General features: G+C 27.6%; 21 protein-coding genes, 1 pseudogene and 1 riboswitch. Of the genes and pseudogenes, 4 read left to right on the plus strand and 18 right to left on the minus strand.

Going from position 1 to position 22864, the window contains the following annotated elements; genetic code table 11:
* Positions 1-72 precede the first annotated feature (72 nt).
* From NG901_RS09635 to NG901_RS09660, 6 genes and pseudogenes are all read right to left on the minus strand, one after another.
* Positions 73-357 (minus strand): annotated as a pseudogene (locus NG901_RS09635) (MBL fold metallo-hydrolase); the annotation flags it as partial.
* Between the two features lie 167 nt (positions 358-524).
* Positions 525-2393, minus strand: coding sequence for a heavy metal translocating P-type ATPase (locus NG901_RS09640; RefSeq protein ID WP_252213984.1), 1869 nt, complete (start codon positions 2391-2393; stop codon positions 525-527).
* A gap of 9 nt (positions 2394-2402) precedes the next feature.
* Positions 2403-2624: a cation transporter gene (locus NG901_RS09645; RefSeq protein ID WP_252213985.1), complete on the minus strand. Its 222-nt coding sequence runs from the start codon at positions 2622-2624 to the stop codon at positions 2403-2405.
* A gap of 396 nt (positions 2625-3020) precedes the next feature.
* Positions 3021-3992 (minus strand): helix-turn-helix domain-containing protein, encoded by a 972-nt coding sequence (locus NG901_RS09650; RefSeq protein WP_309556810.1) that lies wholly within the window; start codon positions 3990-3992, stop codon positions 3021-3023.
* Between the two features lie 200 nt (positions 3993-4192).
* Positions 4193-5563: an MATE family efflux transporter gene (locus NG901_RS09655; protein WP_252213986.1), complete on the minus strand. Its 1371-nt coding sequence runs from the start codon at positions 5561-5563 to the stop codon at positions 4193-4195.
* A gap of 286 nt (positions 5564-5849) precedes the next feature.
* Positions 5850-6068, minus strand: a complete 219-nt coding sequence (locus NG901_RS09660) for a FeoB-associated Cys-rich membrane protein (RefSeq protein WP_252213987.1) — start codon at positions 6066-6068, stop codon at positions 5850-5852.
* A gap of 933 nt (positions 6069-7001) precedes the next feature.
* Here NG901_RS09660 and zupT point away from each other — a divergent pair.
* Positions 7002-7784: a zinc transporter ZupT gene (gene zupT, locus NG901_RS09665; RefSeq protein ID WP_252213988.1), complete on the plus strand. Its 783-nt coding sequence runs from the start codon at positions 7002-7004 to the stop codon at positions 7782-7784.
* Positions 7785-7954: 170 nt separating this feature from the next.
* Here zupT and NG901_RS09670 read toward each other — a convergent pair whose 3' ends face one another.
* The gene (locus NG901_RS09670; protein ID WP_252213989.1) at positions 7955-8731 is read right to left on the minus strand and encodes a DUF4931 domain-containing protein; all 777 of its coding nucleotides are present in this window, start codon (positions 8729-8731) and stop codon (positions 7955-7957) included.
* 315 nt (positions 8732-9046) lie between these two features.
* On the opposite strand from NG901_RS09670, the gene NG901_RS09675 reads away from it, so the two are divergent.
* Both NG901_RS09675 and NG901_RS09680 read left to right on the plus strand, forming a co-directional pair.
* A complete protein-coding gene (locus NG901_RS09675) occupies positions 9047-10054 on the plus strand; it encodes a DUF1002 domain-containing protein (protein WP_252213990.1) in 1008 nt (335 codons plus the stop codon).
* A gap of 114 nt (positions 10055-10168) precedes the next feature.
* Positions 10169-10639: a coiled-coil domain-containing protein gene (locus NG901_RS09680; protein WP_252213992.1), complete on the plus strand. Its 471-nt coding sequence runs from the start codon at positions 10169-10171 to the stop codon at positions 10637-10639.
* A 72-nt stretch (positions 10640-10711) separates the two neighbouring features.
* Here NG901_RS09680 and NG901_RS09685 read toward each other — a convergent pair whose 3' ends face one another.
* The 5 genes from NG901_RS09685 to NG901_RS09705 all read right to left on the minus strand — a co-directional run bounded on the left by NG901_RS09685 (position 10712) and on the right by NG901_RS09705 (position 15154).
* A complete protein-coding gene (locus tag NG901_RS09685) occupies positions 10712-11386 on the minus strand; it encodes a ferredoxin-like domain-containing protein (RefSeq protein WP_252213994.1) in 675 nt (224 codons plus the stop codon).
* 277 nt (positions 11387-11663) lie between these two features.
* On the minus strand, positions 11664-12209 hold the full coding sequence (locus tag NG901_RS09690; protein ID WP_252213995.1) for a folate family ECF transporter S component: 546 nt from the start codon (positions 12207-12209) through the stop codon (positions 11664-11666).
* Between the two features lie 59 nt (positions 12210-12268).
* A riboswitch (THF riboswitch) is annotated at positions 12269-12367 on the minus strand.
* Between the two features lie 69 nt (positions 12368-12436).
* A complete protein-coding gene (locus tag NG901_RS09695) occupies positions 12437-13504 on the minus strand; it encodes an HD-GYP domain-containing protein (protein ID WP_252213996.1) in 1068 nt (355 codons plus the stop codon).
* A 159-nt stretch (positions 13505-13663) separates the two neighbouring features.
* Positions 13664-14554: a DUF368 domain-containing protein gene (locus NG901_RS09700; RefSeq protein WP_252213997.1), complete on the minus strand. Its 891-nt coding sequence runs from the start codon at positions 14552-14554 to the stop codon at positions 13664-13666.
* Between the two features lie 441 nt (positions 14555-14995).
* On the minus strand, positions 14996-15154 hold the full coding sequence (locus tag NG901_RS09705) for a hypothetical protein (RefSeq protein ID WP_192875381.1): 159 nt from the start codon (positions 15152-15154) through the stop codon (positions 14996-14998).
* 298 nt (positions 15155-15452) lie between these two features.
* Between NG901_RS09705 and NG901_RS09710 the strand changes: the two genes are divergently transcribed.
* Positions 15453-16298 (plus strand): DegV family protein, encoded by an 846-nt coding sequence (locus NG901_RS09710; RefSeq protein WP_252213998.1) that lies wholly within the window; start codon positions 15453-15455, stop codon positions 16296-16298.
* A gap of 165 nt (positions 16299-16463) precedes the next feature.
* Here the strand turns inward: NG901_RS09710 and deoD are convergent, their stop codons facing one another.
* From deoD to NG901_RS09740, 6 genes are all read right to left on the minus strand, one after another.
* The gene (gene deoD, locus NG901_RS09715; protein ID WP_252213999.1) at positions 16464-17174 is read right to left on the minus strand and encodes a purine-nucleoside phosphorylase; all 711 of its coding nucleotides are present in this window, start codon (positions 17172-17174) and stop codon (positions 16464-16466) included.
* Between the two features lie 83 nt (positions 17175-17257).
* The gene (locus tag NG901_RS09720) at positions 17258-17665 is read right to left on the minus strand and encodes a cytidine deaminase (protein ID WP_252214000.1); all 408 of its coding nucleotides are present in this window, start codon (positions 17663-17665) and stop codon (positions 17258-17260) included.
* Positions 17666-17863: 198 nt separating this feature from the next.
* Positions 17864-18817 carry an ABC transporter permease gene (locus tag NG901_RS09725; RefSeq protein ID WP_252214002.1) on the minus strand — a complete coding sequence of 318 codons (954 nt, stop codon included), beginning with the start codon at positions 18815-18817 and terminating at the stop codon, positions 17864-17866.
* Position 18818: 1 nt separating this feature from the next.
* Positions 18819-19973 (minus strand): ABC transporter permease, encoded by a 1155-nt coding sequence (locus NG901_RS09730; protein WP_252214004.1) that lies wholly within the window; start codon positions 19971-19973, stop codon positions 18819-18821.
* The gene (locus tag NG901_RS09735) at positions 19970-21493 is read right to left on the minus strand and encodes an ABC transporter ATP-binding protein (RefSeq protein ID WP_252214006.1); all 1524 of its coding nucleotides are present in this window, start codon (positions 21491-21493) and stop codon (positions 19970-19972) included. The genes NG901_RS09730 and NG901_RS09735 overlap by 4 nt, the downstream gene beginning before the upstream one ends.
* 250 nt (positions 21494-21743) lie before the next feature.
* Positions 21744-22850 carry a BMP family lipoprotein gene (locus NG901_RS09740; protein WP_252214008.1) on the minus strand — a complete coding sequence of 369 codons (1107 nt, stop codon included), beginning with the start codon at positions 22848-22850 and terminating at the stop codon, positions 21744-21746.
* Positions 22851-22864 lie beyond the last annotated feature (14 nt).

The raw sequence follows: 22864 nt of genomic DNA on the forward strand, positions 1-22864 counted from the left end.
TTCAACATTTATTAATAGTTTTTAAATATATGGCATTATTTTTAAAATTTATGTAACTACGAATAACATTAAATCAAAAAAATTATTGCTTACCACAAGCTTAGGTTTTATGTTATAAGTTTCTAGCAATGTTTTAACCCCACCACAATGATCATAATGAGCATGACTTAAAACTAAAATATCAGTATTTGTAAGATCAATATTTAATTTTTTAGCATTTTCAATAAAATCTCCTGTTTTTCCAGTATCGAACAATACATTACAATTACTTCCTTCAATAAACATAGAAAGTCCATGTTCATTTTTCAGCTTCTCATATTTGTCCTGAGTATTTTCTATTAATGTGGTTATTCTAATAAAGTTATTTTAATGTTAATAGACCTAAATATTAAATGAGGATTTTTCATAATTGAAATATCCTCATTTAAATATAAAATCCAATTTTTATAAGAGAAGCAAGGTTTATAATCTACTAAATTTATCATGTCACATTACAAAATATAATATATAATCCTAAAAATATACTATTTTATTTTTAAAGCTCTAATAGCATTTAGAATTGCAATTACGGATACCCCAACATCTGCAAATACTGCTTCCCACATATTAGCTAGTCCAAATGCACCTAGCATTAAAACAACAGCTTTTACAACTAGTGCAAATGCAATATTCTCACCTACAATTTTTAATGTCTTACGTGCTATTTTAACTACAGTAGCTATTTTTTGAGGATTATCATCCATTAATACAATGTCAGCAGCTTCTATAGCAGCGTCTGAACCCATGCTTCCCATTGCTATCCCAATATCTGCACGTGATAAAACAGGTGCATCATTTATTCCATCTCCAGTGAAAGCTAATTTTTGTTTAGATGGTAACTGATTTAAAAGCATCTCAACCTTTTCAACTTTGTCTGCTGGCATTAATTCTGCATAAACTACATCGATTCCTAATTTTTCAGTTACTGCCATACCAACTTCTTCTTTGTCACCAGTTAGCATAACAGTTTTCTTTACACCAAGTTTTTTCAATTCCTTAATTGCTAAATGTGATTCTTCCTTAATAGTATCAGAAATTACAATACTTCCAATATACTCTTCATCTATTGCAACATATACTATCGTTCCCATACTATTGCATTGTAAATAAAATACGTTCATATCTTTCATTAATTTATTATTACCTACAAGAATAGTGTGATTAGCAATATTTGCTTTTATACCACGTCCTGATATCTCCTCTACATCTTTCACTAATTCAAGATCTAATTCCTCACCATAAGCCTCTTTAATTGATTTTGAAATTGGATGATCTGAATAACATTCTGCTAATGCAGCATATTTTAATAACATTTCTTTACTTACACCAGCTGCATTAATCTCTGAAACTTTGAAATCTCCTTTAGTTAAAGTTCCAGTTTTATCAAACACGATAGTGTCCATTTTAGCAAGTACTTGTAAATAGTTGCTTCCTTTTACCAATATTCCAGATTTAGAAGCTGCCCCTATGCCACCAAAAAAGCTAAGTGGTACAGAAATTACTAAAGCACATGGACATGATATTACAAGAAATATACAAGCACGTCCAATCCACTCTGACCAATTATAACCTAATATTAAAGGTGGAAATAATGCAAGAATTAAAGCTGAATAAACAACTATAGGAGTATAATATCTTGCAAATTTAGTAATGAAATTTTCAACTTCTGCCTTTTTACTGCTTGCATTTTCAACTAAATCTAATATTTTAGATACAGTAGAATCATCGAACTCTTTAGTAACTTTAACTTTTATTAATCCATTAGTATTTACACAACCACTAATAATTTCATCACCAGCATTAACTTTCCTTGGAACTGATTCTCCAGTTAATGCAGCAGTGTCAATCATTGAACTTCCTGAAACTACAATTCCATCTAATGGAATTCTCTCTCCAGCTTTAATAACAATTATATCTCCTATAGAAACATCATCTGGATCAACTTGTTCAAGCTGTCCACCTTTTTCAACATTAGCATACTCAGGACATATATTCATCAATTCTGTGATGGATTGTCTTGAACGATTAACTGCATATGTTTGAAAAAACTCTCCTATTTGATAAAACAACATAACTGCAACTGCTTCTGAATACTCTCCAATTCCAAATGCACCAAATGTAGCTACACACATCAAAAAGTTTTCATCAAAAACTTGTCCATGTGTAATATTTAAAACAGCTTTATATATAATGTCCCATCCAATTAAAGCATATGGAATTAAAAATAAAATAGACATATAAATTTTAGGTAGATTATATGGTAGTACACTAAAATGATGAATGCATATCAATAAAATATATATGATTGCAGTTAATACAATTCGTGTAACCATTACCTTTTGCTTCTTACTCATCTCTATCCCCTACTCTAACACAATAGTACAATCTGATTCTACTTTTTTACATACAGAAACCACATTCTTCATGATTTCATCGAATCTCTCATCATCTGCATTAATTGTAAGCTTTTGTGCCATAAAACTTATACTTGCTTCATTAACACCTTCAATTTTATTAATAGCATTCTCCATCTTTGCAGCACAATTTGCACAGTCTAAATCCTTTAATTTAAATTTTTTCTTCATTCTAATCTCTCCTTCATTTTTTATTCTACTATGTTTTAAAACATAGTCTTTTATTTCCATTGTAAATTTAAATTTGCATTAATATATAGTCATTTTATTATGTTATCACATGAACATTTATTCATATGATAGGCAGAAAAATTAACCATTAAATTATTAAAATACTTCCCCTTTCTGTGACATAAATTATTATCTAGTATACTAATATTATATATTTTTTCTCTTTATTGTCTGCTCCAAAAAAACAAATTTTAGCTCCATTTGGACATTTTGGTAAATAAAAAAAATAGCTTGTTCGTATATAAGACATATAGGGACAAGCTATTTAAAATAAGAGTAAAGTTAATACATAACGTCTAATTAATCCTTTAAATACTAATGCTGTCATTATATCTTCTAAACATTTTTTCGATACTCTAAAGGACTTATACCCATAATCTTTTTAAAAACAGCTGCAAATTTACTTTGACTTTCATATCCAACACTTAAAGCCACGTCTGCTATACTATTTTTAGTCTGTCGTAAACTTATAGCTGCATTTTTAATTCGGTATTCCTTGATATATGATGCAATTGAAGTTCCATATACTCCTTTAAAATATGTTTTTAACGTTGTAGGACTTATACAATACATTTTGGCTAATTCTTCAATTGTATATCTACATTGCATATTTTCTGTAATAAATCTCTTTATTTGCTTAATTATTTCTACTTGATCCTTTGAATAATATTCTTTTTCTTCTTCTTCTTCTGAAGGATCTATAATACTTAAAAATACTAAAAGCTCTAAAACTTTTAACTTAAAATAAGCCTTTTGTACTGATTCTGGCACCGAATATAACTCAGAAAATATATGTTCAATCTTATCTTTAGCTCTCATAATAAAACATTTATTATTATTACAAAATTTCTCTTTCAAACTATATATATCAATATTAACATCCTTCAAAATTTCAGGTACTTTATTAATAATTTCATTCATATATATAATAACTGAAATCCCTTTATAATGCTTAAGTGGAAAACCAATTGTATCTGCATGATTACTCATCATATTAATAGAAAGGTCACCTTCCCCCATATATAAAGAACTACCATCGAGCAATATACATTCTCCTCTTCCTTCTTTGCAATGATTTATTTCAATTATATTATCGTATACTGGTACATCGCATAAACAAGTTGTTGCTTCAAATTCATTATATACCAATTCAATACCTGTAAATACTTTGTATACTGTCATTAATCCAAGACCTTCATTACAATTCATTTTATATATAGTTCTATAATCATCCTTATCAAGTTTTTCAACAGAAGAGACTCTGTTTAAAAATTCATGATCTTGAACAATATCTATTCCCTGCATCATAAACTCTGCTACTCAAAACTTGTTATTTATTTTTGAATATTTTAATGAGTAGCTTCTCCTTCCTCTTTTTAATTTCTTAATTTTATATTTTAAAGTTTTCTTTTATTACATATTAATTTCTTCTATAATTAATTACTTTTATTTGTCGCTATATTTTAATACAATATCAACATTCACTTAAAGCATGTCCTTATTTATATTTAAACTGCATCAAGATTTGCTTTAACATTTGTTTTTGATGATAAAGATTTAAATTCAAATATCATCATATAAATAGTAATTAAAACAAGTATTCCGTCATTTAAACCAATTGCCATCCAAATGCCTTTAAATCCAAGCCATTTTGGTAAAATCATAATAAGAGGAATAAAAAGTATTACTTGACGTAATAGTACTATAATACTTGCTTTTTTAGCTTTTCCTAATGATTGGAATAATGTAACAACCATTATGAAAACTCCAAGGAAAATATAAGTACTAAACATAATTCTAAAATTAGATAGTCCTTGTTGGATTATATCAGGCTCTTTAATAAATAATGCTAGAACTGTTCCTGGTGCAATTTCAACTGGTAAATAGAAAACTAAAGATAATACAAGTGCACTTGCAATAAACACTAATGTCATAGTTTTTACTCTATCATATTTTCCAGCACCGTAATTAGTACCTGCAACAGGTTGGAAACCTTGACTAATTCCCCATAATGGAATAAATGAAAATGTTTGAACTCTTAAGGCAGCTCCTAATAAAATTTGAGAAGTTCCTCCACCATACTTTGAAGCACTATGAAAAATAAATGTTTGATATAATAATGTCATTACTTGCATAAGCATTGCTGAAAGTCCAACTGCAAATATTTCAGGTAAAATATTCATAGCCAATTTAATTTTATTAATTTTTAAATTTTCGCTTTTTCTTACAAAATACATTAAGGTAACAATAGCTTGTATAAATTGTGAAATTATAGTAGCATAAGCTGCGCCTTCAATTCCCATATTAAATTTATTAAATATACTTATTAAGATTGGATCAAGAATTATATTTAAAACAGCTCCACTACCTACAATCAGCATTGATTGTTTTAATGCTCCTTCTCCTCTCATTACCATATTAGCACTTTGAAAGAAATTTACAAATAATGAACCAATAAATATAATTTTAAGATAGCGAACAGCGCCATTTAAAATCTCACCTTCAGCACCCGTAACTGATAATATTTGTTTTGTAAAAATAATGCCAACTACAGTAATTATAAGTGATAATATAAATACAATCATTATAAGATTTCCCATAATGGAATCAATTGTTTTTTGATCTTTTTTACCAATAGCTCTTGATAATACTGATGCAGAACCAACTCCTATAAGTGTTGCAACTCCACTATTAATTAATGTGAATGGATATGAAATTGAGATAGCTCCCATTGCAGTTGAACCAATCATCTGTCCTGCAAATACTGCATCCATCAAATTATAAAGACCTACTACAAGCATACCTAAAACAGCTGGTATACTTAATGAAAGCATAAGTTTAAATGGTGATTCTGTAAGTAATTTTGTTCTATTATTCATTTTAATCTCCTTTTTATTTAACTTTTTAACTATGTTTTAAGTGAATGTTGATATTATAGTATAAGGGCGAACTGGCATTGGAATTTGCTTTTTTAGAACCCTTAATGAAGATTTGTCAAATTAATTGCTTGTCAACAATCTTTGATTGGGAGCATGCATTAATTGGACTAAGCTTTATTTTAGTGTTCTTAAAGTAAATTCCCCTGTCCATGAGCTTTATACTATAATATCAACACTATTTTAAAACATAGCGAACTTTTTATAGTTTTTAATTAATAACTAATCTTTATTTGCAATTTTTAGATGCACAATTTGAGCAATTGCAATTACAAAACTTCCCTCTTTTAATATCTTTAATTTTTCTTTGTATAATCCAAATAGTGTATGACAATATTGAAAGTGTAGAAATCATTCCTAAAGATTCCAAATGTTTTTCTACATTCAATGGCAAATTTAACTGTTCGATAGCATACGTATTATCTATTTTTCCTTCTGCTAAATTCATAATATTACCGCCTATACTTTCATTTATAAATTTTAAATTATATAAATAAAATAATTAATTGTCCTTAATAAAATAAATCTTTTTCAAATTCGATAATGATAATTATTATCTTCATAATATTAGTTTAGACCATAATAATTAATTTGTACGCTCTACATTGACATTGTTTAGTCCCGTTTAGACATATATTTTTTAAATGAAAAAATGATAAATTAAACAATCTTAGTTTTTCTCTAACCAAGATTGTTTAATTTTCTCTTTATTTTCTAAATATCATTAACTGTCAAACCATTTCTATTGTTTGATTCTACTAATTGAGGTTTTCCAAGAATATCTGAAATTTCTATCCATAATTGACAAGCTGTCAATTGATATTGCATTTGCATAGTTTGAGATTTTTTATCTTTTATTACTTTTTCAAAATTTGATAAAGCTCTTTCAATCCCTAATGGTCATATATATTCATAAACATTTTTGTATGTCATATCACATGCATTACTTATTAATTCAGTAGAACACACTTAGTTTATTACTACATAAAATGAAAGCAACTCAATGTAATATTTTACCTCAAAAGTGAAATTATTTAAAAATAAATAATTATTTAAATTTTCAAAATATTTTCCGAATTGTGAAAACATACTTGTTTTTTAATTTAAATCTGCTACAATATAAGTAGAGTTAGTAATGAACTTAAATGCAAATATATTCTCATTGGAATATATAAAAATTTCATTTGAAACTATTTGGAAACAATAAATTACGACTCCTTTTTAATATTATTTAAAAAAAGCAATGCTCACTATGTTAAAAGATATCTTTAATGTAGTGAGCATTGTTTTTTTATTCTTAAACATATCTATTTTTTTGTAATTTTCTTATAACTTTAAGAATATATAAAAATATAGCAATAATTAAAGAGGTGTAAAATAAATGACTAATAATGCATATATTGCCTTATTACTTTCTTTTTTTGCTGGAATTTCAACAGTATTAGGTGCTGTTGTTGTATTATTTATAAAGAAAAAAAGTGATAAAATAATTACTTTTGCTCTTGGATTTTCTTCAGGAGTAATGATTTGCGTTTCTTTTACTGACTTGTTTCCTCATGCTGAAGAAACATTAGTAAAATATTATGGAAATGTCTATGGTGTATTGCTAACAATCTTTTATATGCTAAGTGGTGTAATATTTGCTATGCTTGTTGATAAATTTGTTCCACATGAATCTAAAAATATAAATGAGCATGATAGTAATAAGCATTTAAATCTTTTTCGAGTAGGATTTGTATCAATGATTGCAATTACACTACATAATTTTCCTGAAGGTATTGCTACCTTTATGTCAAGTTATCAAAATATCACATTAGGAATGTCTATTTCTTTAGCCATAGCTATGCATAATATACCTGAAGGTATTGCTGTTGCTATGCCAATTTACTACTCTACTGGTAGTAAGGGAAAAGCATTTAAATACACATTGTATTCTGGTTTATCAGAACCTTTAGGGGCTCTTGTTTCTTTTTTTATTTTAAAACCATTTATTAATGATTTTATTTTAGGTTTAATTTTTGCATTTGTAATGGGAATAATGCTATATATATCTTTTGAAGAGTTAATTCCATCTTCTCGTCAATATGGATATAACAATTTATCTTTATACTCAATTTTTTTAGGAATATGTATAATGCCGATAACCCATATTTTCTTAAATTGATGTAATGAATTTCTTATTTCATTGTTTAGAATTTACAATTAAAAATTAAAAAGATTCTATAAATTTTCTAAAAATATATAGCAAATCACATAAATTTCCATATATGTAAAAAAGGAACTACTTTAATTTTAAGTAGTTCCTTTTTAATATAATACTATTTTAATATAATACTATTTTCTAAAATATAGTTCTTTTAAATTTCCTGCCATCTCTTCTAGACTATTAGAAACTTGTTTCAATGAATATCCAAGTAATAGTGGTGATGTAACAAATCTTGGTGTAACTTTACATATAATTTTATTATTCCAATGATAAAAAAACAAATTAAAACTGTCACATTTAGCAAAATAATTATTTAATATATAATAAACTATTCTTCTTATGCCTTCCGATAAACTAAATGTATTTTTTAAATCATCATTTATAATAACATTAAATTCATTAAATCCATTTATAGGTTTTGTAGATAGGTTTACTTCACAACATTCACTTTTGAAAATTTCTATACCTTCAAAATACTTTTCATTTATATTTTCTCTATAATCTATATTATTTAATCCTACAATTTGCATATGAGCATGCTTTATGCTTCCCCCTGAATGAGGTCCATGATTCTTATAAAATATTACTGACTTGTACTTATTGCTTTTTTCTATATCAAGCCAATTCTTTAGCCCAAAACTAATTAATTGCTCCATATATTCAGAATCATAATTTCCCATATTTAATTCACAATCATAGGTTTCTATAATAACTAATTGAAGAGTATCTCTTAATGTTGGAAATTTATTTTTTAACAATACAAATGGTCCCTTTTCTTGAATAATATCAGTAAGTTTATTCCTATTACAAAACGGACATTCTGTATTCTTATTATTAAAACTATTAGGCTTATTTTTTCCAATATTATTTATGAATATTATATATTCATCATTATGACTAATCATAAATTCACCTACAATTCAACAAAAATTATAATTATTAATCTATACTAAAATATTTTAAATATTACTGTTAATTATATTATATTTCTTTAAAAGTTACAATTTTATAAAACTTTATTTTTTAATTTTTAATTTCTAATATATTAAACTTATTTAAAATATTCTTTCCAAAATTCTTAAAAATATTAAATTAAAATCTTAATATTAAATTAATACAATTGAAATTAACCCTATTATATTGTATGTTATAATATAACTGTAATTATTCTTTTTAGTTTAATTGTATTTAATATGTAATAATAAAAGGAGTTTAAAATTATGAAAATCATCAAAAAAATTTCAAGTAAATTATTAATTATGTTTATGACATTATGTTTAATTATTTCTTTTTCTCCAAATATAACAGCTTTTGCAGATTCATTTAAGGTTGTTACATTAGGTGGAAATTTAACACAAGATCAAAAGAATCAAATGCTTGATTACTTTAAAGTCACTAAAAATGATGCAAATATTTTAGAAATAACAACAGCTGAAGAACAAAAATACCTTGGAAATGTTGCATCTCCAGCTCAATTAGGTAATAAATCTATTTCTTGCTCTTATGTTGAACCAACAAGTAAAGGTGGACTAACTATTTCTACATATAACCTTACATGGGTTACAGAAGGAATGATAAGAAATGCTTTAATTACAGCTGGGGTAGAAAATGCCAATGTAGTAGCTGCTGCACCATTTAAAGTTTCTGGTACTGCTGCACTTACTGGTATTCTAAAAGGATTTGAGAATAGTTCTGGTGGTTCTAAAATTGATGAAGAAAAAAAAGAAGTTGCTAACGAAGAAATTGTCGTTACAGGTGGTCTTGGAGATAAAATCGGACAAGATGAAGCAGCCAAATTGATAAATGATGTAAAAAAAGATGTCGTTAAAGAAAAACCTAAAACTGATAAAGAAATTGAAAAAATAGTTGAAAAAGCAGTTAAAGAATATAAAGTTGAACTTAATGATGAAGATAGACAAACTATTAATTCTTTAATGACTAAAATAAATGGATTAGATCTTAATTATAATAAAATTAAAAATCAATTAAATGATGCTGCAAGTAAATTAAAAGAAAAATTAAATAGTGAAGAAGCTCAAGGATTTTTTGCTAAGGTTAAGGAATTCTTTTCTAATTTCTTTCAAGCAATATCAGATTGGTTATCAAGTGATTCAAACAATGATACTGAATCTACCAAAAACAATACTGAATCAGTAACTTCAGTAAATAATGAAAATTCTACTAAAAATAACAATTCAGAAAATACATTAAACAAAGTAACTCAATAATAAAAAACTTTAGTTTAAAAAAATATAATAAATTTCTTTAATATTTCACATACTAGTGATGACGTTTAGTTTAATGAAATATTAACAAATTACATTAAAAAGGAGATTTATTATATGAAAAAAGCATTAATAAAATCTATAGCTTGTTCTCTTTGTATTATTAGTGTGACAACAGTTATTCCTCAAAAAGTTAATGCTACAACTTTAACTTCAAGCATAAGCTATTTTAATAACAATGATTCTTCAACTGATAAACACAATGGTAGTTGGATCTTTGATAAAGATAATTTAAACTATCTTTCAAAAAAGGAAAAGAAACAATTAGAAGAAATTAAAAAGCTTAAAGATAAAGGTGAGGAAATTTCAGAGGAACAACAAAAGCAATTAGCTGATATAAAAGAAACTGTTTTAAAGAAAAAATTAGGTGACGAAAAATATAAAGATTTTAAAGCACTAATAGAAAAGAAACACTGTAAAAAAGAACTTACTGAGGAAGAACAAGCTAAATTAAAAGAATACAAAAATATTATAAGATCATCAAAAAAAGAATCTAATCGTGCAACATTTAAAGACTTTTTAAGATAATCATTAAAGCAGAGAAATAGTTATTTTAGGCTAATTCTCTGCTTAATTTTTTTATTTTAGCTCTATTTTAAATTATAAATAAGTTTCAATATCTATTTGTTTTTTAACTTCTTCTAATCCAACTCTATCTATATAGTCGCCTAATCTTTCTCTAGACGTAGCATTTCCTGCATAAATTTGAATTATTTTTTCAACTAATGGAAATAACTTTTCTTCTGACACATTCATTGCAATTTTATCTGCAAGTCTTGGTTTTAATCCACCTTTTCCACCAATTTGAACTACCCAGCCTTTAGGCATTCCATATATACCAATATCTTTTATATGATTATCTGCACAACTTTGTGGACATCCACTAACTCCTATTTTAAGCTTATTAGGTAAATCTTTACCATGGTATAATCCATCAAGCTTACTTCCAATTGCTACTGAATCTTGTAGTCCTTTTTTACAAAAAGTTGTTCCCGGACATACTTTAACGCTTCTTACACATAATCCAACAGCTGCTCCTGGTTTCATACCTAAGTCTTTCCATGCATTATCTATTTCTTCTTCTTTTATTCCAACAAGTGCAATACGTTGAGCTCCTGTTACTTTTACAGCTTTAACCTCATATTTTTCTGCGACATCAGCTAATGTTCTTAATTGTTCTGGTGTTATAAGACCTGCTGTTAAATGAGGTGCTATAGCATATGTTTCCTTATCTCTTTGTAAAACTGCTCCCTTGTCTAATAAATCTTTTTTCATGTTTAATGCCTCCCTAATAATACTACAAGTAATTACAATAGTATTTTATCATACTAATTTTTTCCGGTAAACCATTATTTTTTACTATAATTTCTTCATTAATAATTATTTCCTCTTGTTTTGCAATTTCTTTATTTATATTTTTCACATTTAAAAGATTTTATATTCTCTTTAATTTTTGGCTATATCAACACTCTACTAAAACATAACATAAATAAAAAATGTACTCTGTATATTTCAGAGTACATCTATAATAAAAGTATTTATTTTCATTTGCCTAATTAAAATTTTCTTTTTTAATCTTATTTACTAAATTCAATACAAAACATATCATCATTACATTTATAGGAATCATTATTAAATTCTTAAAGGCTCTTATTGGTAAAAGTACATAAAATGCCTTACCTCCCAAGATAGATAACCAAAAAGTATTCATAACTATATCTACAAGAATCACTGAAATAATATTAGCAAATGCACATCTTGTTAAAGTAATTTTTTTCTTGTACAAAATGCTTCCATATATTAATCCAGACATCATTGCCGATAAAGTAAATCCTACAAAAAATGCACCTTTAGGATTTATTAAATAATTAAGAACATCGGATAATCCTCCACACATTGCACCTACAACAGGACCAAATAGCATACTTATAGTTACAGATGCTAAAAATTCAAAACTAAGATGTAGAAACGGTGTGATTTGAATTGTAAACAAATCTAAAATAAGCTTTATTGTTATTAATAACGAAGCCGTAACTAGATTTCTTACATTTTTTAGTTCTTTTGATGAATTTAAAATTAAAGTATAAAAATTTCTCATACAGAATCCCCCCTTTAATTATATTTGCTGAATAAAAAAGAGGGTTCCTCTTTAATATTAACAGCGGAATGCAATATTTACACCGCAAACAAAAGTTTTTCGTTTAAGAGGCAACTTCCCGTCCTCTTAACACTTAACGCGCAAATATCTACTCTGTCAATTAAGAAATTATGTGCTAATTTTATCAAAGCTATTAATTTTTGTCAACACTTTATCGTGATAAAGTGTTATAAAATAAATTGTTCTATTATTAAATCTTTATTTTCTTTTAAATCTAAAAATTCATTTTCCAAAAATACAAAAGGTCGATCTAATTCATTAATATTCATTTGTACTATCTTAGCTATTTTATTGTTATTTAACTTAACTTCTCTTCCAATATAATAATTTACTATATGTTCTAAAAATATATTACAATAATTATAATCTAACTTACCAAAGCTTTCTTCCTTAATTATTTGTATTGCTTCAAAAGGAGACTTTTTATTTCTATAGCATCTATTAGAGTTTATCGCCTCAAAAACATCTGCTATTGCAATAACTTTTGCAAAATCAGGTATTTTATCACCTGTAATTCCTAATGGATAACCACTTCCATCTTCTCTTTCATGATGTAATAATATCGATTGAGAGACTGATTTATCTAAAAAGTTAATTTTTTTAATTATCTTATATCCTAAAACAGGATGTTCTTTAATCTTTTTTAAATCCTTTGAATTTAATCTGCCACTCTTATTGATTATTTTATCGTCTATTTTACATTTTCCAATGTCATGTAAAAGTGCTGAATATATTAATAATTTTATCTTATTTTCTTCAAAACCAATCCATTTTCCAAGTAAACTACTTATAGATGCTACATTTAAACTATGTCTATATATAGAATCGTTTTCACTGCCATAAAAAAGTAGATTATCTATCAATATCTCTGGTATTTTAATAACATTCTGTAGTTCAGATATTAATTTTCTAATTTCTTTAAGAGAATCTTTTTGTAACTCAACAGTATTATCTAGAACATCATGTAAATCTTCACATATTTCATTTAATTTATGCTCTACTTTTTTAAATTCTCGTTCTGAATTTTTCTTACTATTTTCTGCTTTTTCTAATGAGTCCTCTCCATAAACCCATACTTCATCTATATTATATAAAGTTTGTAATTTATTAAGAATTTTATCACTTATAACAACATTTTTTGATAATAATACATTGTTATTTTCCTGTACGTCTTCCCCTATTACCATTCCAGTTTTTAAATCACTTATTTTTAAAAGCATTAATTTTTTTTCCACCCTAATCACCCATACTTAAATTATTCATCTAATATTAATAGTTTATTATAAAATTTATCTTATATAATGATATTCTACAATTATTAATAATTACCCTTTTTATACTTTAAAAGTAAAAAAAATCATTTCGAACAATCAAAATGATTTTTTATCTAAATACTAATTTTTATTTTCAAGATAGTCTTTTAATTTTTGAAGTAATAATATTATTCCGCCACCTATTACAAAGAACATTATATTAAACGTATGTAAATCCATAGGTGGTTTAGGAACTTCTAATGATGTTGGTCCCATAAATACTGCATATATTGATCCAATCATAAGTCCTAAAATTAAGTATATTGTTTGTGATCTATAATTACTTAATAAATACTTTACACCCTTTATAGTAATCATTATCCCAAAAAGAACTCCAAAACCAAATACAATGCATACAAGTAAATAATCAAAGTTAAGTTTTAATACCTCTTTTACCGCATTCATTATTGGTGCATACAATCCGAAAATCAAAAGTAAAGTTGAACCAGATATTCCTGGAAGAACCATAGCTGAAATAGCCACCATAGCTACTATAAATATGTATGCTCCTAATCCTAAAGTTAATTTATCTAATGACATGCCAACTGCATTTTCTGCATTTGAAACTGGATTAAAATACGTTAGTAATACTACTATGAATATACCTACTAAAGCAAAAAATATATTTTTATATCTATTTATAATAGAATTTTTCTCTTCCTTGATAATTATTGGTATTGAAAATATTATGAACCCAATGAATAATGAACTTATTTTATAAATTTCTTTATCAAAAATTGATGTTAAAAATAATACAGAAGATACAAATCCCACAATCCATCCTATCCCTAATTTGAATAGAAATTTAGCTGCTTCTATTTTCTCTTCTTTTTTTCCTGAAATAACATTACTTAATGAGTTAATGAATTTATCATAAAATCCTAAAATAAATGCTATAGTCCCTCCAGATACTCCAGGAACACTATCTGCAAGTGCCATGCAGAACCCTCTTATAAAGTTTATTATATACATTTTTCAATCTCCTTGCTTTTTATTTGATTGTTTTACAATTATACTATACTATAATCTCAGCTTATTTTTAATGTTTTTAACTTATTTTTAATAATTATGTCTTAAAATAAGGCTCTGTTTTAAATATGTGTTAATATATGCAATAGGTGAAGTGGCATTGTAATTGGACTTTGAGAATCGTTAAGTGAGAATCTAAATTTTATATTTAGCTTTTCGAACTTACTCAGCGAAGTCGAGTTTCCTTTTTATATTCACATTTACTGCTTGTCTCAATTTTATATTGGGAGCAAGCTAAAATGGGACTATACTCATTTTAGTATTCCTAAGTTCAATTACTCAGTCCACTTTGCTTATGCATATATAAACACACTACTAAAACAGAGCCTAAAATAAAAACAACTGTCTAAAATAGAATTCTTTCTATTTTAGACAGTTAAATTTTTAGTATTTTATAGGATTAGTTTTTTTATTGCCTGTTTTTGCTTTACCTTGAATTTCTGGTACTGGCTCAACATCATTTTTTTTATAATGTTGTTTATGATTACTTTCAGTTCCATGAGCATCATTTGGATCAGGTCTTCTCATTCCTGCTTTTGCCATAAATTTAACCCTCCTAAATATATATATAATGTTTCTCTATTTTAGTATTGTTTAAAAAATATAGACTATACATTTAATCTTAAATTAAGTCTTAATATATAAAATTTATCTATCATCTAAAATGTAAATTAAATAAATATAAGTAATATTTTTCATTGGAATATATTTGCCAAAATATTAACATTAAAAATCATTGTAGTACGTTAAAAGCTATGATATAGTTTAATTACATAAAAAATTTAATTCATATAAATTAAGGAAAAATTTTGTATATTTATATACTAAGGAGGAAAAATTTTTGCAAAAAATTGCCTTAATAACAGATAGTAGTTGTGACTTAAATCAAAGTACTTTAGATAAGTTCAATATTAAGTTACTTCCATTTAGAATAATTTTCAATGATAACGAATACTTAGATAGAATAACAATATCCTCAAAAGAATTATTTACCCTTTTAAAAACAGAAATTCCTACTACATCTCTACCAGACATAGAATATAGTAGTCAAGTATTTGAAAACTTAATTGCTGAGAACTATACTCATGTAATTATTATTACAGTTTCAGCTAATTCTTCGGGATGTTTTAATAGTATAAGATTATTAAGTGAGCATTATCCTAAAATTAAATCTTACATATTTGACTCAAAAACAATAGGTTATCCAGTTGGAGCTATTGCAACACAAGTTGGAAAATTAATTAATGATAATTGTACCTTTGAAGATATTCTTTCTAATCTTGAAGATATTAGGAATAAAACTCATGGTTTTGTAACATTTCCTTCTTTAAAATATTTAAGGGCAGGTGGAAGAATAGGACGAGTATCTGGTACTATTGCTGAAACTTTAAATTTAAAACCAATAATTTCTTCTGATGAAGATGGATTTTTATACCCTTATGCAAAAGCTAGAGGCAGAAAACAATCTTTAACTAAATTAAAGCAAATACTTATGTCATATCTTGATAATGGTAAATGTAGAGTTTGGATTTTGAATGGAGATGCTGATGAAGAAGCTAATGAATTTTTAAACAATGTACAAGCTCATGAAAATATAACAGAAATATCTTTAGAGACTATCGGAGCTTGTACAGGTGTACATACTGGACCTGGTTCTATAGGCGTTTGTGTTTACGAGGAATATTAATATAAACTTTTGAGGTTTATAAAATTCTATATTTATTTATAAAGTAAAAGAGAGCTTTTGGAATTCCAAAAGCTCTCTTTTATAAATTTATTTATTTTATTTAACTATTTTTATTTTTATCAAATAAAATTATAATTCAATTGCTTCTTATTTATAATTTAAGTATTATTCTAATCCAACTATAGTATCTAATGCAACTTCAATCATATTTGTAAATGTTGTTTGTCTCTCTTCTGCAGTAGTTACTTCACCTGTTATAAAGTGATCACTTACTGTAAGTAATGCTAATGCATTAACATTATATTTAGCTGCAATAGTATATAATGCTGCTGCTTCCATTTCAACTCCTAAACAACCAAAGTCAGCCCATTTCTTCCAATCTTCATTATCATCACCATAGAATATATCAGAACTATATATAGGCCCTACCTTAGGTTCAAATCCTTTTTGCACAGCTAAATCATAAGCTGGTTTTAATAAGTCAAAACTTGCAGTTGGTGCATATGTTCTGCCTTGGAATCTTACTAAATTAAGATTTGAGTCTGTACATGCTGACATTGCAATTACAAGATCTCTAACCTTAACCTTTTCATGATATCCACCACAAGTTCCAACTCTTATAAGATTTTTAACTCCATAACTTTGAATTAATTCATTAACATAGATTGATATTGATGGTATTCCCATACCTGTTCCTTGAACTGAAACTCTTTTTCCTTTATAAGTCCCTGTAAATCCGTACATTCCTCTAACTTCATTATAGCAAACTACATCTTCTAAAAAATTTTCAGCTATAAACTTAGCTCTTAAAGGATCTCCTGGTAATAATATGCTTTCTGCTATTGCACCTTCTGGTGCATTTATATGAATACTCATTTTGTTACCTCCACATAATCTAATTTTTGAAATTCATTCTAAATATATGCAATTTTTTATATCCTAAAATATCTTTTAAGTTATTATTTGTTATTTTTATCTAAATCTGCTTTTGTAAATGCACCTGGTAAAATTTCAGCCATATCTGTTACAATATAATCTTCTTCACTTTTAGCAAGTATTACTTTTACTTCAGGGCCTCCAAATTCACTTATAACTTGACGGCAAATTCCACATGGATAAGTATTTTCTTGTAAACTTCCTACTATTGCAATTGCAGTAACCTTAGTTTCACCTTCTGCTACACCAGTGAAAATTGCTGTTCTTTCTGCACAGTTAGTTGCACCAAAGGAAGCGTTTTCAATATTACAACCACCATATACTTTTCCACTATCAAATAATACAGCCGCACCAACTTTAAAATTAGAATATGGTGAATATGCCTTTTCTCTATATTTTAATGCTATTTTTATAAGTTCTTTATTTTCCATTCTTCATGTCCCCTTTATTCTAAATTTATATAACTATAGGATTCCAAACATTTGACTTTATTATGTTTTTTATAATACCATATATCAAAGTAAATCTGGTACTGATTCCCTAGCATCTAATAATATATTTTTTGATTAGATAAGCTAATATATTATTTTTAATAATATATTAGCTTATCCTTTAAAAATTATTTTTTATTATCTTTTACCAGAATCAAATGGTTCCCCAGATGCTTTTGGTGCTTGTGAAGATTTTGAGAATAATACTAATGCAATTAATGTAACTACATATGGGAATACTTTTAGTATCACTGATGGTATAGATGCTAATGCTGGAATTACTTGTGATACATTAGCAACTGTAGTTGCAAATCCAAAGAATAATGTAGCTCCAAGAATACCTAATGGCTTCCATTGACCAAATATCAATGCTGCCAATGCTAAGAATCCAAGTCCTGCAACACTTCCATTAAATTCACCTGAGTATGTTACAAGTATTATTGCTCCTCCAAGAGATGATAATGCTCCTGAAACTAATACTCCAATATAACGCATACGATAAACGTTAATTCCCGCTGCATCTGCTGCTTGAGGATGTTCTCCACATGCTCTTAATCTTAAACCAAAGCTAGTTTTATATATTAAGAATATGCTTACTATAAGTATTAATAAAACTAACCATGTAGTAATATATGTTTTCTTAAAAAACAAATCTCCGATTATTGGTATTGATGAAAGAACTGGAACATCCATTGGATAAAATCCTGTTTGAATTCTTATACGTCCACTACCTGCAATAGTTCTTGCTAAGAATATAGTTAATGCTCCTGCTATCATATTAATTGCAGTACCACTAATTACTTGGTCTGCATTTAAATTTATACTAGCAAATGCATGTAATAGTGAAAATAACATCCCAACTACCACTGCTACAAGTAAACCGATCCAAAGAGGGAGAGTACTATTTGGCATTGATTCTTGTAACTTAAATATTGTTAATGCTCCTGAAAATGAACCTATAATCATAAATCCATCAAGTCCAATATTTACAACTCCACTTCTTTCACAATATAATGCACCTAGTGAAGTGATTAATAGAGGAATTGTATACGCAATAGCATAAGGAAAAACTTGTTGTATTATTCCCCACATATTACTTCTCCTCCTTGTTATTTATTTCTTCAGTATCATCTGAAGATTTATTATTTTCATCATTAGGCAATATTCCTGTTCCTGTATTGCCTGCCTTTTGTTCATTTTTTAATTCCTTTTTACGTTTAAATTTATTGTATACCATAGGTACAACTGCACTTGTAGCTGCAAAATATATAATAGTTGCTATTATAGTATCTGCAATTTCAGGTGGAATACTTGTATTGGCATTCATAAATCCTTTACCTGAATATAATAATCCAAAGAATATTGCTGATATAAATACACCTATAGGATTGTTGGCACCTAGTAATGATACTGCGATACCATCAAAACCTTGAGTTGGCATTACACCAATTTGTATATTAGATGCATTTCCTACATATTGAGCTACACCTGCAAGACCTGAAAGTGCACCTGCTATCATCATAGAATAAATTACATTTTTATTTACTGACATACCTGCATATTCTGCAGCATCTCTATTAAAACCTACAGCCTTTAATTCATAACCTAAAACTGTCTTTGTTAATATAAATCCAACTATAATAACTGCTAAAATTGCAATAAATATACCTAGATTAATGTAAGAGCCTTCAAATAATTTAGTAAGTACTGGTGTCTTTAATGATGCTACTTCTGGAAGTAGCCTTGATTCTGTTTCTAAAGTTTCACCTTTAAAGTAAGCTGGAATTGTATAGTAAACTATCCAATAACAAGCCCAGTTCATCATAATAGTAGATACAACTTCATTTACATTAAATTTAGCTTTTAATAATCCTGGTATGAATGCCCAAAGTGCACCTGCAACCGCTCCCACAATTATCATAACTAATAGTAATATCGATCTTGGCATGCTGTTATAGCATGTTAATCCTATTGCTGTAGCAGCAAATCCACCAAATAACATTTGTCCAGGAGTTCCAATATTGAAAAGACCTGTTTTAAATGCAAATGCAACTGAAAGTCCTGTAAGTACTAATGGTGTAGCTGTCGCTAGAGTATTACCAATTCTCTCTATGTTCATTAATCCGCCTCTAAATAGATATGAATATCCATCTACAGGATTATCTCCAATAAGAGCCATTAATATTGCACCTGCAATCAATCCTAAAACAACTGCAAGTATAGAATTTAAACTCTCTTTTTTACTCACGCTTCACTCCCCCTTTGAATACCAGCCATCATTAAGCCAACTTCATTTTCATTTGTTTCTGAAGCATTAACAGTACCTATTAATTCACCGCTATTAATGATTGCAATTCTGTCTGATAGATTCAAGACTTCACTTAATTCTAAAGATATAAGTAAAACAGCTTTTCCTTCATCTCTTTGTTCTACAAGTCTTTTGTGAATATATTCTATAGAACCTACATCTAGACCTCTAGTAGGTTGAACTGCTATTAATAAATCTGGATCCAATTCAATTTCACGACCAATTATAGCTTTTTGTTGATTACCACCTGACATTGTTCTAGCAAAAGATGCTCCACCTTCTCCTGATCTAACATCAAATTCTTCAATAATTTTTTCAGCATAATTGTGTATAGCTTCTCTGTTTAATAATCCATGTTTAGAAAATGGTTCTCTACCATATATCTCAAGTACAATATTATCTTCAATAGTGTAATCTAAAACTAGTCCTCTTTTTTGTCTATCTTCTGGAATATGTGCTATTCCGCTATCAATACGTTTACGTATTGACATATCAGTAATATCCTTACCTTCAAAATATATTTTTCCAGATTGTACATGTCTCATTCCAGTAATGGCTTCAATTAATTCAGATTGTCCATTACCCTCTACACCAGCAACTCCAAGAATTTCTCCCGCTTTAACTTCAATTGAAAAGTTTTTAAGACCAAGTACCTTTTTATTATTCATTACAGAAAGGTTATCAACTTTTAAAATTACATCTCCTGGTTCTTTATCTTCTTTTTCAACCTTAAAGCTTACTGGTCTTCCAACCATCATTTCTGCCATCTTTGATTGAGATGTTTCTTTTACATTAACTGTTCCTATATATTTTCCACGTCTAATAACAGTACAATTATCTGCAACTGCTTTAATTTCTTTAAGCTTATGAGTTATGATAATGATAGATTTTCCTTCTTTTATAAGGTTTTTCATAATCTTCATAAGTTCATCTATTTCTTGTGGTGTAAGTACAGCTGTTGGTTCATCTAGAATTAATACTTCAGCATTTCTGTAAAGCATTTTTAAGATTTCAACTCTTTGTTGCATACCTACTGTTATATCCTCTATTTTGGCATATGGATCAACATTTAATGAGTACTTTTCAGATAGTTCTTTAATCTTTTTAGCAGCACTTTTAACATCAACTGTTAAACCTTTTTTAGGTTCGCATCCTAAAATTATATTCTCAGTTACTGTAAAATTGTGTACTAATTTAAAATGTTGATGCACCATTCCTATTCCTAAATCATTTGCAACATTTGGATTAGATATTTTAACTTCTTTTCCTCTTACCTTTATAACTCCTCTTTCTGGTTGATACATACCAAAAAGAACTGACATTAATGTAGATTTACCCGCACCGTTTTCACCAAGTAATGCATGAATTTCACCTTTTTTTAGTCTTACGGTAATATTATCATTTGCAACTATACCTGGGAATTCCTTACGGATATTTAGCATTTCAACTACATATTCCATAGTAGAGTCCTCCTTTTTTAGATTAGCAATTTCTAATTGCCAATTGATAATATACAATACTTCAGGTCTATCTATTGTACATTGTCAATTATCAATATATAGAAATCAAAATTTATTATTGTTCTAGAAAATTAGTTTATTATTATTTCTTATATAGTATTTAACAATGAAGAAAACTTATTATATTATTTAATAAAAGTTTTCTTCAATTGTTATTACTTGAAATAATATTTATTTAATAAAACAGATATTATTTTACTAAGTTTCCTTGTTCACCTGCAACTGTTATTGTTCCATCTTTAACTTTTTCATTTACTTCAGCAACTGTTTTCATTGTTGCTTCTGATAAATTAGGATTCTTTGCTGGAATACCTACTGCATCTTTTGTAACATCAAATGTTAAAGTTTGACCACCTGGGAAAGTACCTTCTTTAACTGCTTTTACCATATCAAAACTTGCAGCTTCTACTTTTTTAACTGCTGAAGTAAGAATTACTGATTTACCATCTGCATATACACCATCATCAAATTGATCTCTGTCAACACCAACTACCCATACTTGACTACCTGATCCGATTCTAGTCTTAGCTTCTGTTATAACTCCATTACCAACTCCACCAGCTGCACAGAATATAGCTTTAACGCCTCTGTCATACATTTGAGCTGCTAATTGTTGTCCTGCTGCTGTATCATTGAAAGTACCTTGATATATTATATTGTCTGCTTTTAATGACATTTTAGTTCCTAACTTTTCATTAGCATAAGCAACACCTTGTTGGAATCCCCAGTTGAATTTTTGTACTGCTGGTATTTCCATACCACCTATAAATCCTAGGTCTCCTTCTTTTAATTCAACAGATGTAGCAACACCTGCTAAAAATCCGGCTTGGTGTTCAGCAAATAAAATAGAAACACTGTTTTCATCTACTTTATATTCTGGAGTTTTTCCACCACTATTTGGAGTACCGTCAATTAAAACAAATTTTGCATCTTTATATTTTTCTTGTGATTTATATATAGCAGTTTCAAATTTAAATCCTGGTGTAGCTATTAATCTAAATCCAGCATCATAAAGGTTTCCAATTTCCTTCATATAATCTGCTTCAGTTTCTCCATTTGGTTTTAAGTATTTAGGTTGTGCAATTCCAAGGTCTTTTTCAGCCTTTAGTATTCCTTCCCAAGTACCTTGGTTAAATGACTTATCATCTATTGTTCCTGAGTCTGTAACCATACCTACTTTAATTTGCTCTCCACCCTTTTTTGAATCACTAGTTCCTGTGCTAGATCCTCCACAACCAGCAAACATTGATACTGTTATTGCAGAAATAGCTAATAATGATAATAATTTCTTTTTCATTGCTTTTCCTCCTA

The organism is Clostridium sp. CMCC3677, from assembly GCF_023845585.1.
Classification (GTDB): domain Bacteria; phylum Bacillota; class Clostridia; order Clostridiales; family Clostridiaceae; genus Clostridium; species Clostridium aquiflavi.

Excerpts from the sequence above, each read along its gene's own strand:
- NG901_RS09640 (WP_252213984.1), bottom strand. The coding sequence starts at position 2,393 with ATGAGTAAGAAGCAAAAGGTAATGGTTACACGAATTGTATTAACTGCA.
- NG901_RS09645 (WP_252213985.1), bottom strand. The coding sequence starts at position 2,624 with ATGAAGAAAAAATTTAAATTAAAGGATTTAGACTGTGCAAATTGTGCT.
- NG901_RS09650 (WP_309556810.1), bottom strand. The coding sequence starts at position 3,992 with ATGATGCAGGGAATAGATATTGTTCAAGATCATGAATTTTTAAACAGA.
- NG901_RS09655 (WP_252213986.1), bottom strand. The coding sequence starts at position 5,563 with ATGAATAATAGAACAAAATTACTTACAGAATCACCATTTAAACTTATG.
- NG901_RS09660 (WP_252213987.1), bottom strand. The coding sequence starts at position 6,068 with ATGAATTTAGCAGAAGGAAAAATAGATAATACGTATGCTATCGAACAG.
- zupT (WP_252213988.1), top strand. The coding sequence starts at position 7,002 with ATGACTAATAATGCATATATTGCCTTATTACTTTCTTTTTTTGCTGGA.
- NG901_RS09670 (WP_252213989.1), bottom strand. The coding sequence starts at position 8,731 with ATGATTAGTCATAATGATGAATATATAATATTCATAAATAATATTGGA.
- NG901_RS09675 (WP_252213990.1), top strand. The coding sequence starts at position 9,047 with ATGAAAATCATCAAAAAAATTTCAAGTAAATTATTAATTATGTTTATG.
- NG901_RS09680 (WP_252213992.1), top strand. The coding sequence starts at position 10,169 with ATGAAAAAAGCATTAATAAAATCTATAGCTTGTTCTCTTTGTATTATT.
- NG901_RS09685 (WP_252213994.1), bottom strand. The coding sequence starts at position 11,386 with ATGAAAAAAGATTTATTAGACAAGGGAGCAGTTTTACAAAGAGATAAG.
- NG901_RS09690 (WP_252213995.1), bottom strand. The coding sequence starts at position 12,209 with ATGAGAAATTTTTATACTTTAATTTTAAATTCATCAAAAGAACTAAAA.
- NG901_RS09700 (WP_252213997.1), bottom strand. The coding sequence starts at position 14,554 with ATGTATATAATAAACTTTATAAGAGGGTTCTGCATGGCACTTGCAGAT.
- NG901_RS09705 (WP_192875381.1), bottom strand. The coding sequence starts at position 15,154 with ATGGCAAAAGCAGGAATGAGAAGACCTGATCCAAATGATGCTCATGGA.
- deoD (WP_252213999.1), bottom strand. The coding sequence starts at position 17,174 with ATGAGTATTCATATAAATGCACCAGAAGGTGCAATAGCAGAAAGCATA.
- NG901_RS09720 (WP_252214000.1), bottom strand. The coding sequence starts at position 17,665 with ATGGAAAATAAAGAACTTATAAAAATAGCATTAAAATATAGAGAAAAG.
- NG901_RS09725 (WP_252214002.1), bottom strand. The coding sequence starts at position 18,817 with ATGTGGGGAATAATACAACAAGTTTTTCCTTATGCTATTGCGTATACA.
- NG901_RS09735 (WP_252214006.1), bottom strand. The coding sequence starts at position 21,493 with ATGGAATATGTAGTTGAAATGCTAAATATCCGTAAGGAATTCCCAGGT.
- NG901_RS09740 (WP_252214008.1), bottom strand. The coding sequence starts at position 22,850 with ATGAAAAAGAAATTATTATCATTATTAGCTATTTCTGCAATAACAGTA.